This window comes from Barnesiella propionica (assembly GCF_025567045.1).
Classification (GTDB): domain Bacteria; phylum Bacteroidota; class Bacteroidia; order Bacteroidales; family Barnesiellaceae; genus Barnesiella_B; species Barnesiella_B propionica.
Genome location: NZ_JAOQJK010000006.1, coordinates 96,489 through 110,902, shown reverse-complemented (window position 1 = coordinate 110,902; position 14,414 = coordinate 96,489). Strand labels below are relative to the sequence as shown.

The window sequence follows — 14,414 nt, the reverse complement described above, 5'->3', positions numbered from 1 at the left end:
AGATACTTTTATCCGCTGTAAAAGGATATTTTGCGAACCAATTAATGAACTAATTAATTAACCATATAATTTAAATTATATTATTATGAACATTTCTCACATTGAACATCTGGGTATCGCAGTAAAGAGCCTGGAAGAAGCCATTCCCTATTATGAACAAGTATTGGGACTTAAGTGCTATTCTGTAGAAGAAGTCGCTGACCAAAAAGTAAAAACTGCTTTTTTTAAAGTAGGACAAACAAAGATAGAATTACTGGAACCTACCAGCGAAGACAGTACGATCGCTAAATATATCGAGAAACGCGGAGAAGGAATCCATCATCTTGCATTTGCAGTGGACGGTGTGGCTGACGCATTGGCCGAAGTGGAAGCTAAAGGAGTTAAGCTGATAGACAAAGAACCTCGTAAAGGTGCCGAAGGTCTTAATATCGCATTTTTGCATCCGAAGTCCACTTGCAGCGTATTAACCGAACTTTGTGAAGATCCAAATAAAAAATAATAAATATGAGCAATCAACTTGAAAAAGTAAAAGAACTGATCGCCTTGCGCGCCGAGGCTCGTTTAGGTGGTGGTGAAAAAGCTATCCAGAAACAACACGATAAAGGAAAATATACCGCACGTGAGCGTATATCGCAATTACTTGACGAAGGTAGTTTCGAAGAAATGGATATGTTTGTGAAACACAGATGTACCAATTTCGGGCAAGAGAAAAAATCATTTTTGGGAGACGGCGTTGTAACCGGTTACGGAACAATTGAAGGCCGTCTTGTTTATGTTTTCGCACAAGACTTTACGGTATTCGGAGGATCTTTGTCCGAGACTATGGCTATGAAGATATGTAAAGTCATGGATATGGCTATGAAAATGGGTGCTCCGGTTATCGGTTTGAACGACTCGGGAGGTGCCCGTATTCAGGAAGGAATCAATGCTTTGGCTGGTTATTCCGAAATTTTCCAGCGTAATATCATGGCCTCGGGTGTAATTCCCCAGATATCCGGTATCTTCGGTCCTTGTGCAGGTGGTGCTGTATATTCACCCGCCCTTACCGACTTTACCATTATGACGAAAGGAATTTCTTATATGTTCCTTACCGGGCCTAAAGTGGTAAAAACCGTTACTCATGAAGATGTGACGGAAGAAGCCCTGGGAGGCGCCGAAGTACATTCTACCCGTTCAGGTGTAGCACATTTTGCTGCCGAAGACGGAGAAGAAGGTTTGGCTATTATCCGTAAATTATTCAGTTATATTCCCCAGAATAATCTGGAAGAACCCCCATTGGTTCCATGCAGCGATCCTATCGACCGTCTGGAAGATTCGCTGAATGAAATTATTCCCGATAATCCTAATAAGGCGTACGATATGTACGAAGTCATAGGTGCAATCGTAGATAACGGGGAGTTCCTGGAAATACAACGTGATTATGCCAAAAACATCATTATCGGATTTGCACGTTTTAACGGTCAGTCTGTCGGTATTGTCGCCAATCAGCCTAAGAACCTTGCCGGAGTGTTAGACAGCAATGCTTCACGTAAAGCTGCCCGTTTCGTTCGTTTCTGCGATGCGTTCAATATACCATTGGTTACATTGGTTGATGTACCGGGATTCTTGCCGGGTACGGGACAGGAATACAATGGCGTTATCTTGCATGGTGCTAAGTTATTGTATGCTTATGGCGAAGCTACCGTTCCTAAAGTAACGATAACATTGCGTAAGTCTTACGGAGGTTCTCACATCGTAATGAGCTGTAAACAACTTCGCGGTGATATGAACTATGCATGGCCTACTGCCGAAATCGCTGTAATGGGTGCTGCCGGTGCGGTTGCCGTTCTTTATGCAAAAGAAGCAAAAAACGCAGAAGATCCTGTTGCTTTCATTGCCGAAAAAGAAGCAGAATACACCAAATTGTTTGCTAACCCTTATAATGCCGCTAAATATGGTTATATCGACGATGTTATCGAGCCGAGAAATACCCGTTTCCGCATTATCCGTGCATTACAGCAACTGCAGACTAAGAAATTAACGAATCCTGCTAAGAAGCATGGTAATATTCCTTTGTAATCATTAAATACATATTATGATGAATAAAAAAAGCTTAGGGATATTTCTTGTTTTTGTGGCTCTGGCCTGTGCCTCTTTTGCACAAGGACGCAAGGGTATTCGTATTAACGAAGTGCTGGTGAATAATGAAGCCAATTATCAGGATGACTATGGTATGCAAAGCGCTTGGATAGAATTGTTCAATACCAATTTTTCCAGTGTGGACGTTAGAAGCTGTTACCTGACAAATGACAAGAACAATCCTAAAAAATATCCTATACCCAAGGGAGATGTGCTTACTGAGATGCCTCCCCGGCAACATCTTTTGTTTTGGGCGGACGGACAACCGAACCGGGGAACGTTTCATGTGAACTTTACCCTCGATCCTACAAAAGAGAACTGGATTGGTCTGTATGATTCTAATGGAATCACATTGATCGATTCTGTCACCGTTCCGGCTAATATTGCAGCCGATCATTCCTGGGCACGCAGAGTAGACGGGGAAGACGGCTGGGTACTTAAAGGCGGGAACGATCCTCATAATTATGTTACTCCCAGTACGAATAACATCACTCTGGATAGTAATGAAAAGATCGAAATGTTTAAGAAACATGACGCTGCCGGTGTAGGTATGGCTGTCATAGCTATGGGAGTGGTCTTTAGTGCGTTACTTTTATTATTTATTTCGTTCCGTCTGATCGGACGTATATCTGTGCTGATAAGCAAGCGTCGAGCCATGGTCGCACATGGAATTACCGATAGGGCCGAGGCCAAGGAAAAACAACTGGGCCGTGAAGCCGGTGAAGTGTATGCAGCTATCGCTATGGCATTGGAACAACATTTAAATGCCCATGATATAGAGGATACGGTACTTACGATAAATAAAGTGCGCCGTGCATATTCTCCTTGGAATTCCAAGATATATACATTGCGTGAAACGCCGCATAAAAAATAAATACTCCTTAAAATTAAATTTAAATGAAAGAATATAAATATAAGATAAACGGTAATGTATATAAGGTTGCCGTTGGTGATATTGAGAACAATATTGCTCAGGTTGAAGTGAACGGAACAACATATAAAGTTGAACTTGAAAATGAAGCTCCTAAGGCCATCGTTCCTAAGGTATCTACCCGTCCGGCATCGGCTCCCCGTACCGAAACAGGTGCTCCTGTTGTAGCAAAAGTCGCTTCATCATCGGGTGTAGCTGCCGTGAAATCTCCTCTGCCGGGCGTTATCAATGACATTCTTGTAAAAGTAGGCGATGATGTTAAAGTAGGACAGACGATCCTCATTCTGGAAGCTATGAAGATGGAGAATAACATCAATGCTACGAAAGCAGGAAAAGTGACCGAAATAAAAATCAATAAAGGAGACTCGGTGCTCGAAGGTACTGATCTTATCGTAATAGAATAAAACTATGAGCTTTACACAATTTATTGGAGATAATTTAATGCGTTTCTGGGAGTATACGGGATTTGCCAATGCTACTCCCCAGCATTTTATCATGTTAGGTATAGGGCTTTTCTTTATCTATTTGGCGATTAAGAAGAATTTTGAGCCTATGTTGTTGGTACCCATTGGGTTCGGTATGCTTATCGGAAATATACCGTTCAATATGGGGGCAGGTCTTGAAGTGGGTATTTATGAAGAAGGTTCGGTCCTTAACATTCTTTATCAAGGCGTTAGTGCGGGATGGTATCCTCCGCTAATATTCTTGGGCATCGGAGCCATGACCGATTTCTCTTCACTTATAGCCAATCCTAAACTTATGTTGGTGGGAGCTGCTGCGCAGTTCGGTATTTTCGGGGCTTATATGGTAGCTTTGGCTCTCGGTTTTGAGCCCGACCAGGCAGGTGCTATTGCCATAATCGGCGGTGCCGATGGTCCTACTGCCATTTTCCTTTCTTCGAAACTGGCTCCTAACTTGATGGGAGCGATTGCCGTATCGGCCTATTCATATATGGCTCTCGTGCCTTTGATCCAGCCGCCTATTATGAGGCTGTTCACGACCAAGAAAGAACGTCTTATACGTATGAAACCGGCTCGTATAGTTTCCCAGAATGAGAAAATACTTTTCCCGATCGTAGGATTATTGCTTACCTGTTTTGTAGTTCCTACGGGACTTCCTTTGTTGGGAATGTTATTCTTCGGGAATTTGCTGCGTGAAAGCGGAGTAACTACCCGTTTGGCAAAAACCGCGAGCGGTTCCATGTGCGATATCGTTACCATTTTGCTGGGTATGACTGTAGGCGCGTCTACACAGGCATCGGAATTCCTTACAGGAAATACGATTTTGATTTTCGCACTGGGTTTTATGGCTTTTATCATCGCTACGACTTCGGGTGTACTGTTTGTGAAAATATTCAATCTGGTATTGCCCAAACATAAAAAAATCAATCCGCTTATCGGTAATGCCGGTGTTTCGGCGGTACCCATGTCAGCACGTATCTCTAATAATATAGGTCTTGAATATGACTCGACCAATTATCTGATGATGCATGCTATGGGGCCGAATGTTGCCGGTGTGATAGGTTCTGCCGTAGCGGCAGGTGTCTTGCTGGGATTCCTTGCATAGTATTTGTACATATATCAAGAAAGTGTTCCTGTACAGGAACACTTTCTTATTGGCTTTGATATCAGGTGATTAAGTTTGTGGGTGAAATTTTTTGGGAGATAGGTAGAATTATTTTATATACTTGTACGTTATAATATATATGATTCACTATTTTTATTTTCCTAAAATAATAATCAATGAAAGGTGGAGATTATTATAAGTGATAGTGAGTTAAAAACTATTTATTTATGCCGAAATGGAATAATATGCGTAAATTTGCATATTGGATATAAAACCATTGAGTGTTGATTTTTATAGCATCACTACTATGCAGCAACTAACGAAACGTTTAATCAATAGTTTATACAAGCGATATAGAAAGCCTCCCGGAAATTATCAAGAGCTGGGTGCTGAAATTATTTTTTTGCCATACGTTGATTTATATAAGATTTCTTTTTCCGGCGATATTATGACATTGGCATGCCTTAACTGCGAGAATCCGTTTTATAGGGTGCGTTTAAAAAATATTTGTGGAATTGAAATTCTGGAAAAACATATCGCACTGGTCATGTCTTCCAGTATATTATTCCTTAATCGTGAAAACAACGGTATAAGCGTACATATCAAAGAGGAATCATTTCCGTTTTATAAACGAATAATCTGGACGATTCAATCCTGGTTCCATAGAATGTAAAAAACGAGTGAAAAATTTTTTTCTTCACTCGTTTTCTTTATATATTACAAATCCTTAATGGACTTCTGCCTTTTCTTTTACTTTCCATGCTGCCGCATATTCTTCCAGCATTTTTCCTAAAATAGTACCAATTTGTTTATAAGCTTTCTCATCGAGGTTAGCTAAAGATGCGCGTACCGACCAGTTCGGTCCGTCGAATCCGTCGCCGTTTAATAGTACTACGCCGGTCTCTTTGGCCAGTCTGAGAACAAAGTCCAGAGGTTCGTAGTTCTTTTCCAGGAATTTAGCGAATTCTTCTCCGTATATCTTTTTAGCCCATACCATGATGTCTATTTCGGAATAATATCCTGCCCGCAGGGGGTCGGGCAATAATTTGAATCCGCTGTTTTCCCACATGGCTTCCAGTCTTCCTTTTATCACCTTTTGCAATTTGTTCTTATATCGGTCTTTCTTATCCATCAACGCATACAGGGCGAACAGGCTCATCTGTATCTGTTGCGGAGTAGATAGTCCCGCCGTATGGTTGAGTGCCACTAAACGGCTGTCGGCCACCAGACGGTCTATGAACTTCAGTTTGTCGGGGGTCATGGATATGCTTTCATACCGGCGGTGAAGTTCATGTTTTTTGCTTTCGGGCAGTTCGCTGATAAGCGTATCGAAAATATTGTTACGGGCTATTGCTATAACGGCCAGCCGCCAGCCGGTAGCTCCGAAGTATTTCGAGAATGAATAGACGCATGCCGTGTTGTAAGGCAGTTCATACATCAGGGAGCGGAAATGAGGTACGAATGTCCCGTAAACATCGTCAGTTATGATCATCAGCTTGGGATTGTCTTTTTTGACAATATCTATAAGTTGCTGATAGGCTTCTTTATCTAATGCATAAGAAGGCGGATTGCTCGGGTTTACCAGACATAAAACCTTAATAGAGGGATCTCTCAGTTTATCCAGCTCTTCTTTGGGGTATTGCCATGTATGATAACCTTCTTCTGTCCGTTTGGACGCATTGATATTTACGACATCGAAATGGAACTCGTCCAGGGCTGGGATCTCTATATAAGGAGTGAATATGGGAACCATCAGGGCGATGCGATCACCCCGGTTCACAATTTTATTTGCTTTCAGTGAATTAAAGAGGTAACACATCGCTGCAGTTCCTCCCTCGGTTGCGAATAGTTCGTAATAATCCGGTGGTGTTTGCCGGTCACACATTTCCTGAATAAGATACTCTTCGATGATTTGCTCGGTGTACTTCAGTATACGGTCGGGATCCGGATATTGGTCCCCTGCCGTGCCTTCGGCCCATTCATGTACAAGAGCGTCGGCATCTGCACCTTTTTCATGTACCAGGTAATGATAGCTTTCTTTCAGTAAAGCGGCTGCCTTATTATTAACGATATTCCGTTCCAGGAATTCTTCGAAACGTTTGGAAATTCCTTCTTTGTCGGGGATGCCGGCTATATCCTCTTCTTTCATGAAGAAAGTGCGTTTACATTCTTCAATGCCGAAAGCACTTACCAGCAGGAATGCTTCACGGGCTACAGTATTGATCCAGTTTGGATTCCCGCGTCCGGCGTTCAGGAACTGGCATACGGCACGCTGGTCGCATTCTTTAGCATATTTGATAAGTTCGTTCTTGATTTCGAAAGGGCTCATTTGTTCCAGCCCTTTTTCCATCTTCTTCCCGTAATCCTTCATCATGAAGGGCTTTTTCTCTTTGCTGTTCATACATTTATAATTTTGATAGTTAATAATGTCTTATATCCGGTTTACATTAGTAATACCAGGGCGACGCTGCCCAGGATCAATAAAGTGTTCCCTACGGCATAGGTTACAGTATATCCCATGGCCGGTAAAGTACTGTCTATAGACTCTTGTATGGCTCCCAGGGCGGCGGTTGTCGTACGGGCTCCTGCACAGCACCCCAGGTTAATGGCCGGATGAAATTTGAATATTTTGTCCCCCATCCATAAGCCGAGAAGCAAAGGTATGGTCGTTGCAGCGACACCGGCGAGGAACAGCATGAAACCTACTTCTTTGATCCCTGTCATGAAAGTGGGTCCCGAAGTAATACCGATAACTGCAATGAACATGTTCAATCCGAGATTGTTGAGCAGCCAGACTGCTGGTTCGGGAACGCGGCCGAAAGTCGGATGTTTGGTTCGTAACCATCCGAAGAACAAACCGGCCAGAAGCGCACCTCCGCTGGTGCTGAGGCTGATGGGCACTCCCCCCGCATGAATGGTCAGTGCGCCTACGATTCCTCCTATAAGAACACCGAGACCTACGAATATCAGGTCTGTTTTGTTGGTTGGACGGTCTATATAACCCAGGCTGGGGGCTGCTTCTTTTATTTCTCTTTCCAGGCCGACAAGCTCCATCGTATCGCCTTTATAGATTTTAGTCCCCGGATATATGGGTATAGGCGTTCCGCTTCGTTTTATTTCTTTAATAAGGATTCCATGCATACATTTCTGTTGACGCAGGTAGCCGATTGTTTTTCCGTGTATGCTTTTGTCTGTAAGCAGAACGAATATATCTTCTACCGGGAATGTCAGCAATTCGGGATCGTAAACTTCTTCGCCTATCCAGCTTTCGTCTTCGATAATAGTTTCCCTTCTTCCGCTTAATACCAGCTCATCTCCTTTCTTGAGAGATAGAGTAGGAGTTATTTCCGTTAACTTATTATCAATGCGGGCTCGTTCCACAAAAATCCGTTTACCATTTTGTTGCAGATAATTTTCAATTTCCTCTACCGTTTTAGGAGTATTGAACCAGTCAGTGTCTATTTTATAAGCGCGGAAAACGATGGGACGGTTGGCATCGATAAAGGCGGGGTCGTCGCTTTCGGTATTTTTGCGGAGTTCGGCTTCTAACTCTTTAGTTGCATTCTTTACTTTCTCTATACCACCTAACAGTCGGGGACCTAAAGTTCCCAATATATATGCCGAGCCGATGGTCCCGTAAATATAAGTTACGGCATAACATACCGGAATGATGTTGATCCAGGCTGTTTTGTCTGCCTGGGATGCATTCAGGGTAGAAATAGTGTCTCCTCCTACACCGATGACTGCCGAGATAGTTTGTGCTCCGGCAAAAAGGCCGATAGCTTCCCCCGGGGAATATCCCATTAACTTAGCGATAAGGAAGGTGGTTCCGATACATAGGAAACACAGAATACAGGCAAATATGACCTGATGTATCCCGTCGCTTCTTAATGACTGAAAAAACTGGGGACCTACACTGTAGCCAATTGCGAAAAGGAACAAGAGAAAGAAAACGGATTTGATAGGACCTGGGATGGAGATATCCATTTGTCCTACCAGGACTCCGACGAGAAGCACGGAAGTCACCGTACCCAGGCTGAATGTTTTATATTTGAGAGTTCCCACCCAAAAACCGACACCAATAGTCAGAAAAATAGCCATTTCGGGATACGTGCGAAAGAAATTCAGTATAATATCCATTGTATATAAATTTTGGTAATTAATAACCGGTCTTTGATCCTGCCGTATCTAAAACAGTTCTTTCTGTTTGTTTGTTTTTAGGAGAATGCTAAAACTACTATATAGGTGTTTATAATTTATTGCCGGAGAGTGAGGAAGGAAAAAGAAACGAGTAAGAGGAATCTAAAAAGCATAACGATATTTGCAGCGGAAAGTAAATAACACTTCCGTTACAGTATGAATCTAAGAATAATAAATAATAGTTATACGGCCGGCGTAATTGTAGAATTAAGGATTATAAAGGTCAGGGTTATTGAAACTAAGGATTTCCATAACCATTTCATGTGCCTGTCGGGCGGGACTGTTCGGATTTATATCGAGGGCTGTCAGATAACATTCGATAGCGGGTTTCCAGTTACTTTGTTTACGATATATATTACCCAGAAGAAAAAAAGCCTCGTCGTCCTTAGGATTAACTAAAACACGTTCTTTTAACAGGCCGGTCGCTTTTTCCAGCTCGTTATCATTTATATATTTTTTTATTTGTTGTATCGATTCCATATCCTGCTTGTTATTTTTGCAAATATATGGCTAAGATAAGAAATTAACTATCCTGATTATTAAAAAAAATAATTTCTTTGCATTTTGAATTCGCGTAGGAATTCATAAATCTTTGCTTTAATTTCGTTTTTCGGTAATCCGGTTTCATCTGAAATTTCATTGTATTTATAACCTTGTATGAACATCATAAATATTTTCTGATTTCTTTCTTCCAGAGTCAACAGGTAAATTATGATAGAACTGTTGTTATATATAGAAGGATGTGCCAATAGAGTACCGTAATTTCTATCGTGCAGGAAAATGTATATTAAGTGTAGATAAAATGACTTAAAAGTTTTATCTTTAACAAACTTTTGTGAATATTTATCCGTTCTATGAATATAAGAAATCAGATTTTTAATTCCTGATAATGAGATGATTTGTTGCTTTATAGCAGTAAAGAAATGGTATAGTAAATTTGGTTTTAATTTAGGACCCATAGCTTTTAAGGTTTATTCATGTATTATAAAAGCCTCCGCCCAAGAGATGGTTTTAACAAAATTATTTCCACGTAATTACTATACATGGCGATTTTCTCTTGAGACGGAGGCGTTATTATCCTCACGTACTTCTTAGCACATGTAATAGTAATTAAAAAGTATATGGAAATAATTTTGTTTGTCGTAAATGTAAAAAGAATTTTGCTATAAACAAGTCATTTTATAGAAAATAATTTAATATAGTTGATTTTTTAATTTATGGAAAAAATACTGTTCTGCATACCTGAGGAAGGGTATTGAGTACTTTTCATAAACAAAGAAAGAGAATGCTTAGGCGTTATAGGATTTAAAGTATATAATGTATATAAATAAATGATATTTTGTTTTAAATTTATTTTATAGTTCTATAATCTAAAAAGGATCTTTAATTGTTTATAAATAATTACAGAAATAGATAATTCGTCGAAGAATGAAAAGTGTATATTTGTAATATTATCGAATATGAGTATGCATAAACAAGCGTCACTTTTATATAAAAAGCGTAAACGGCGTAAAAATAATTTGTTGTTGAACGAGCTGGTCTATACCGGAGAACGAAAAGGGCGAACCACAGCTACGCTCGTTCAATATAATCCGGACAAAATGAATATCAAGAATATTGATTCTCCTGAGACGCTGCATTCCCTGTTAAATGAAAATCAGGTAAATTGGCTGAATATCGTAGGGATTTCCGATGCGGAATATATTGCCCGTTTGGGGGTATCGCTTCGAATACACCAGTTGGATATCCAGGATATTCTTTTGACACAACACATTGCCAAGATTGAAGTGTATGCAGACAGGGTAGTGTTCCTGGTGAATTCTTATTCGGTTTCGGGAAATAACGAATTACAACAAGAGCATATAGGCCTGGTATTAGGAAATAATTTCGTCGCTTCTTTTCAGGAATCCGAGAGCCCTTTGTTTGAGAATATTAAGCAGGCTGTCAAGTTGAATACGGCTATGATCCGTAATAAAGGTAATGATTACCTGTTTATAACACTCATCAATAGTATATTGAATGCAAACATAGAAACACTGGCTTATTTGGAAGACCGTGTAAGTGAACTGGAAGATGAGTTATCCGAAGGCAGCCCTGCTGATAATTTTGTAAAACGTCTGCAGGAAAATCGCCATTGGTGCATACTGTTAAAAAAATCATTATTCCCGTTGAAAGATGATTTTAAGACTCTTATTATAAATGAGAATCAATTAATCAGGCCGGAGAATATTATCTATCTGAATGATTTGCAGGATCGCCTCACATTTATTTTACAAACGGCCGACTCTTTTCATGAGTCATGTGCTGCTGTTATGGAATGGTACTTGTCCAATAACGATTTAAGGATGAATGAAATAATGAAACGACTGACCGTAGTTACCACTATTTTTATTCCATTGACATTTATGGTAGGAGTATGGGGAATGAATTTTAAAATAATGCCTGAGCTCGAATGGCAATACGGTTATCTTATGGCATGGGCTTCGTTCATAATAATTACATTAGCTGTCTGGTGGTATATACGCAAAAAAAAATGGAATTAATAAAGTGAGATACAGAAAAGCAATCTCTTTATTTAATTCCATGTTTCTTTATTACCGATGAATGCGAATCTGGAGTTTTTATTGATCTACCGTGAAAAGAACATATCTTTTTTCTAAAGCTGCATTTTTCCAGAATTCTTTTGTGGATTCGAACCAAGACCATGTATATTCAAAGTCTTCTTCATTGACGGAGAAACCGTAGTCATCTTCGTTAATTTTGAAATACATTTCTCTAAACTTTTCTTTGTCAATTGGTTGTATGGCTTCAGAAATTAATTTAACGTCTTTGGGAGCCTTTAATGACATGATATAGTCATCTTCAGAATATAATAACTCGCCGCCTAATATGACATGATTCAGGGGGTAACTGCCGTTATCCCATTCCAGTTTTCCATCGGTCAGGGCTCTGTGTAATGCATCCCATGACTTATCAAGTTCTGCTGCCTTATCCCGGAATTTGCCTAAATAAGTTTCTTCTATTTCTGTTTCCAGGTAATCAAGCCGGTCTTCGTCATCTTTAAATGATTTCAATTTTGCTATTTCTTTTTCCGATAAAGAAAATAATACGCCTAAACAACTCATAGAATTAAGGTTTTAAAATTAAAGCCTCTTGTAATTACAAGAGACCGGAATCAGAGCGGTAAGCGAGACTCGAACTCGTGACCCTCAGCTTGGGAAGCTGATGCTCTACCAACTGAGCTACTACCGCAAATGTTTTATAAAGCGAAACAAAGGTAGCTTTTTTTTCTGAAAGTCCAAATAATTATGCTAATTTTGCTTATACCTAAAAGAGCTTTATCTCATTTAAAATGACATTATGGTAAGAATAGGATTACTTTCCGATACTCATGCCTGGTGGGACGACCGTTATGAAAAATATTTTGCCGGTTGTGATGAAATATGGCATGCCGGAGATATAGGTTCTCTGGATATAGCTGAAAGATTGGACGTTATAAAACCGTTGCGTGCGGTATATGGGAATATAGACGGGCAAGAAATCCGGATCCGTTATCCCAAGCATTTGCGTTTTACGATAGAAGGAGCCGATGTATGGATGACGCATATAGGGGGATATCCAGGACGATATGCGCAGGAAGTTATACCTGAGATTTACCATCATCCGCCTACCTTATTTATAACAGGACATTCGCATATACTTAAGGTCTTGTATGACAAAACGCTCCGTTGTCTGCATATCAATCCGGGAGCTGCCGGGAAATATGGATTTCATAAGCAACGTACGTTGGTACGCTTTACAATAGACAAAGGTGAGTTCAAAGACCTGGAAGTAATAGAGTTGAATGATAAATAAAAAGTAAAAAGCCGGAATGATTATTCCGGCTTTTTACTTCGGTATCTGTTTTTAAATATTCAGTTCGTTCTTTACGGTATCTACCAATTCCCAGAAAACTGATTCAAAAGGTTCTATGAGCGATGGTTTACGTTCTTCGAGAGGAGCTATGGCGCGTAGTCCGGCATGAATGCAGTGGATGTCTACGCGTTCAGCCATTTCGATAGGTTCTCCGTCTATATGCATGACACCCGGTTTTTCCCGCACGATAGACAAATAATCGGTAGTAAAACTTCTGATATTGGTATTATGGTCTATTTGTTTCGTGAAAAGCTGTAATCCCAGTAACGCTGTGTCGAAAGGAGTGAACGGCCGTATGATGGTAACGTCTATTTTTCCGTCCTGCATACTGGCATGGGGGGCTATATATGCATTGTTTCCGTATTGGGAAGCATTTCCGCAAGCTATGAGAAACGCTTTTTCTTTTATAATTCCGTCGGGAGTTTCTATACAATAAGTTTCCGGACGGTATTTCAGATATTCCGTTAAAGCCTTTACCACATAAGTGGAGCCGCCCCTGCGCTTTCCCTCTGCAAATTTCAGGCTGATAAGTGCATCGAATCCCATGCCGCAAGTACAGAAGAAAGGTTTATCGTTCGCCGTACAATAATCCAGTTCTATCACCCGGTTATCGTTTACGATTTGCAGGGCTTTGCGCACGTTGAGAGGAATGCCCAGATGACGGGCCAGTCCGTTTCCCGAACCCACCGGAATGATTCCCAGTGCTGTCGAGGAGTTGATAAGACCTCTGGATACTTCGTTGCATGTTCCGTCGCCGCCTACGGCCAATACATAATCGATACCGTCATCCACGGCTTTGCGAGTGAGTTCTTCAGCATGTCCGGCATATTGGGTCATTATTATTTCTGTAGAGAATGCGTTGCTATCCAGTTCTTCCCGGATTACGGTTGGCAAATCTTCTTTATGACGAGTACCCGATATCGGATTGATGATAGCTATCAGACGTTTCCTTATATCCATAATAGTTCGTTTCCTTCAAACGGAAGGCAAAGTTAGAAAAAAAAAGCGACCTTCAAAGTTTCTTTTTAATTATAATGCTCTAAAATATCCCTGCAGATATTTGTGTATAGGAGGACTATTTATCGGGAAAAGTGATTAATTTTGTTGTACCATATTGTTTATGATTTGTTGTATACAAGAAATACGTAATGTTATGAATAAATTACAAAATCCCGTTTTCCGTAGTGTTTTAGCCATATTGACTGGTTGTCTGCTGGTATTCTGGCCTCATTTGGCATTGGATTATATCATACTTATTCTGGGAGTGGCTTTTGTTGTTCCCGCCGCATTCTCTTTGGTAATGTATCTGGCTCAGAATCCCGGAAAAAATTCCGGCCGTGGAAAATCTTCGGGACGGATGTTTCCGATCGAGAGCATCGGAGCCTTGCTGTTCGGTCTTTGTCTTATCCTTATCCCGCAAGTATTCAGTGCTTTTCTTATTTATTTGTTAGGTATTTTACTGGTAGTAGTGGGAGTGTTCCAATTACTTAACCTGCTTATGATACATCAAAGGCGTTCCGTTCCTTTTATTTTTTATATATTTCCGGTTCTGGTTTTGGTCACCGGATTACTTATTCTGTTCAATCCGTTCTCTGCCACCGAAAAAGTACTGATGCTTGTTTTCGGCAGTGCGACTATCTTTTACGGTCTGGTAGATTTGATTAATTATATCAAATTTAAATAG

The 14,414-nt window shown here is 40.4% G+C and carries 14 protein-coding genes and 1 tRNA gene; 9 read left to right on the top strand and 6 right to left on the bottom strand.

All coding sequences use genetic code 11. The annotated features are described in order from the left end of the window. The first annotated feature begins 85 nt into the window (after nucleotides 1–85). From mce to OCV73_RS09590, 6 genes are all read left to right on the top strand, one after another. Nucleotides 86–499 carry a methylmalonyl-CoA epimerase gene (mce, locus tag OCV73_RS09615; RefSeq protein WP_147551678.1) on the top strand — a complete coding sequence of 138 codons (414 nt, stop codon included), beginning with the start codon at nucleotides 86–88 and terminating at the stop codon, nucleotides 497–499. Between the two features lie 5 nt (nucleotides 500–504). After that, nucleotides 505–2,058: an acyl-CoA carboxylase subunit beta gene (locus tag OCV73_RS09610; RefSeq protein ID WP_147551676.1), complete on the top strand. Its 1,554-nt coding sequence runs from the start codon at nucleotides 505–507 to the stop codon at nucleotides 2,056–2,058. A gap of 19 nt (nucleotides 2,059–2,077) precedes the next feature. Then, on the top strand, nucleotides 2,078–2,992 hold the full coding sequence (locus tag OCV73_RS09605; RefSeq protein WP_147551863.1) for an OadG family transporter subunit: 915 nt from the start codon (nucleotides 2,078–2,080) through the stop codon (nucleotides 2,990–2,992). A 23-nt stretch (nucleotides 2,993–3,015) separates the two neighbouring features. Then, nucleotides 3,016–3,453: a biotin/lipoyl-containing protein gene (locus OCV73_RS09600; protein WP_147551674.1), complete on the top strand. Its 438-nt coding sequence runs from the start codon at nucleotides 3,016–3,018 to the stop codon at nucleotides 3,451–3,453. Between the two features lie 4 nt (nucleotides 3,454–3,457). Continuing rightward, entirely contained in the window at nucleotides 3,458–4,615 is a 1,158-nt protein-coding gene (locus OCV73_RS09595; RefSeq protein WP_147551672.1) for a sodium ion-translocating decarboxylase subunit beta, read from the top strand. A gap of 307 nt (nucleotides 4,616–4,922) precedes the next feature. Further along, nucleotides 4,923–5,288, top strand: a complete 366-nt coding sequence (locus OCV73_RS09590) for a hypothetical protein (protein WP_147551670.1) — start codon at nucleotides 4,923–4,925, stop codon at nucleotides 5,286–5,288. Nucleotides 5,289–5,342: 54 nt separating this feature from the next. On the opposite strand, the gene OCV73_RS09585 is transcribed toward OCV73_RS09590, so the two are convergent. The 3 genes from OCV73_RS09585 to OCV73_RS09575 all read right to left on the bottom strand — a co-directional run bounded on the left by OCV73_RS09585 (nucleotide 5,343) and on the right by OCV73_RS09575 (nucleotide 9,295). Beyond that, a complete protein-coding gene (locus OCV73_RS09585; RefSeq protein ID WP_147551668.1) occupies nucleotides 5,343–7,016 on the bottom strand; it encodes a bifunctional aspartate transaminase/aspartate 4-decarboxylase in 1,674 nt (557 codons plus the stop codon). Nucleotides 7,017–7,057: 41 nt separating this feature from the next. Next, nucleotides 7,058–8,755 (bottom strand): aspartate-alanine antiporter, encoded by a 1,698-nt coding sequence (gene aspT / locus OCV73_RS09580; RefSeq protein WP_147551666.1) that lies wholly within the window; start codon nucleotides 8,753–8,755, stop codon nucleotides 7,058–7,060. 267 nt (nucleotides 8,756–9,022) lie between these two features. Continuing rightward, nucleotides 9,023–9,295, bottom strand: coding sequence for a tetratricopeptide repeat protein (locus tag OCV73_RS09575; protein ID WP_147551664.1), 273 nt, complete (start codon nucleotides 9,293–9,295; stop codon nucleotides 9,023–9,025). 980 nt (nucleotides 9,296–10,275) lie between these two features. Between OCV73_RS09575 and corA the strand changes: the two genes are divergently transcribed. Beyond that, on the top strand, nucleotides 10,276–11,358 hold the full coding sequence (corA, locus tag OCV73_RS09570) for a magnesium/cobalt transporter CorA (RefSeq protein WP_147551661.1): 1,083 nt from the start codon (nucleotides 10,276–10,278) through the stop codon (nucleotides 11,356–11,358). 78 nt (nucleotides 11,359–11,436) lie between these two features. On the opposite strand, the gene OCV73_RS09565 is transcribed toward corA, so the two are convergent. Further along, nucleotides 11,437–11,940 carry a YfbM family protein gene (locus OCV73_RS09565; protein ID WP_147551659.1) on the bottom strand — a complete coding sequence of 168 codons (504 nt, stop codon included), beginning with the start codon at nucleotides 11,938–11,940 and terminating at the stop codon, nucleotides 11,437–11,439. Between the two features lie 54 nt (nucleotides 11,941–11,994). After that, nucleotides 11,995–12,067: transfer RNA gene (locus tag OCV73_RS09560), tRNA-Gly, on the bottom strand. Nucleotides 12,068–12,175: 108 nt separating this feature from the next. Here OCV73_RS09560 and OCV73_RS09555 point away from each other — a divergent pair. Beyond that, nucleotides 12,176–12,670: a metallophosphoesterase family protein gene (locus OCV73_RS09555; RefSeq protein ID WP_147551657.1), complete on the top strand. Its 495-nt coding sequence runs from the start codon at nucleotides 12,176–12,178 to the stop codon at nucleotides 12,668–12,670. 51 nt (nucleotides 12,671–12,721) lie between these two features. Here OCV73_RS09555 and OCV73_RS09550 read toward each other — a convergent pair whose 3' ends face one another. Then, nucleotides 12,722–13,690: a diacylglycerol/lipid kinase family protein gene (locus tag OCV73_RS09550; RefSeq protein ID WP_176896540.1), complete on the bottom strand. Its 969-nt coding sequence runs from the start codon at nucleotides 13,688–13,690 to the stop codon at nucleotides 12,722–12,724. Nucleotides 13,691–13,883: 193 nt separating this feature from the next. Between OCV73_RS09550 and OCV73_RS09545 the strand changes: the two genes are divergently transcribed. Then, nucleotides 13,884–14,414 carry an HdeD family acid-resistance protein gene (locus OCV73_RS09545; protein WP_167551244.1) on the top strand — a complete coding sequence of 177 codons (531 nt, stop codon included), beginning with the start codon at nucleotides 13,884–13,886 and terminating at the stop codon, nucleotides 14,412–14,414.

Excerpts from the sequence above, each read along its gene's own strand:
- OCV73_RS09605 (WP_147551863.1), top strand. The coding sequence starts at position 2,078 with ATGAATAAAAAAAGCTTAGGGATATTTCTTGTTTTTGTGGCTCTGGCC.
- OCV73_RS09610 (WP_147551676.1), top strand. The coding sequence starts at position 505 with ATGAGCAATCAACTTGAAAAAGTAAAAGAACTGATCGCCTTGCGCGCC.
- OCV73_RS09565 (WP_147551659.1), bottom strand. The coding sequence starts at position 11,940 with ATGAGTTGTTTAGGCGTATTATTTTCTTTATCGGAAAAAGAAATAGCA.
- OCV73_RS09550 (WP_176896540.1), bottom strand. The coding sequence starts at position 13,690 with ATGGATATAAGGAAACGTCTGATAGCTATCATCAATCCGATATCGGGT.
- aspT (WP_147551666.1), bottom strand. The coding sequence starts at position 8,755 with ATGGATATTATACTGAATTTCTTTCGCACGTATCCCGAAATGGCTATT.
- OCV73_RS09585 (WP_147551668.1), bottom strand. The coding sequence starts at position 7,016 with ATGAACAGCAAAGAGAAAAAGCCCTTCATGATGAAGGATTACGGGAAG.
- OCV73_RS09590 (WP_147551670.1), top strand. The coding sequence starts at position 4,923 with ATGCAGCAACTAACGAAACGTTTAATCAATAGTTTATACAAGCGATAT.
- OCV73_RS09555 (WP_147551657.1), top strand. The coding sequence starts at position 12,176 with ATGGTAAGAATAGGATTACTTTCCGATACTCATGCCTGGTGGGACGAC.
- mce (WP_147551678.1), top strand. The coding sequence starts at position 86 with ATGAACATTTCTCACATTGAACATCTGGGTATCGCAGTAAAGAGCCTG.
- OCV73_RS09575 (WP_147551664.1), bottom strand. The coding sequence starts at position 9,295 with ATGGAATCGATACAACAAATAAAAAAATATATAAATGATAACGAGCTG.
- corA (WP_147551661.1), top strand. The coding sequence starts at position 10,276 with ATGAGTATGCATAAACAAGCGTCACTTTTATATAAAAAGCGTAAACGG.
- OCV73_RS09545 (WP_167551244.1), top strand. The coding sequence starts at position 13,884 with ATGAATAAATTACAAAATCCCGTTTTCCGTAGTGTTTTAGCCATATTG.
- OCV73_RS09600 (WP_147551674.1), top strand. The coding sequence starts at position 3,016 with ATGAAAGAATATAAATATAAGATAAACGGTAATGTATATAAGGTTGCC.
- OCV73_RS09595 (WP_147551672.1), top strand. The coding sequence starts at position 3,458 with ATGAGCTTTACACAATTTATTGGAGATAATTTAATGCGTTTCTGGGAG.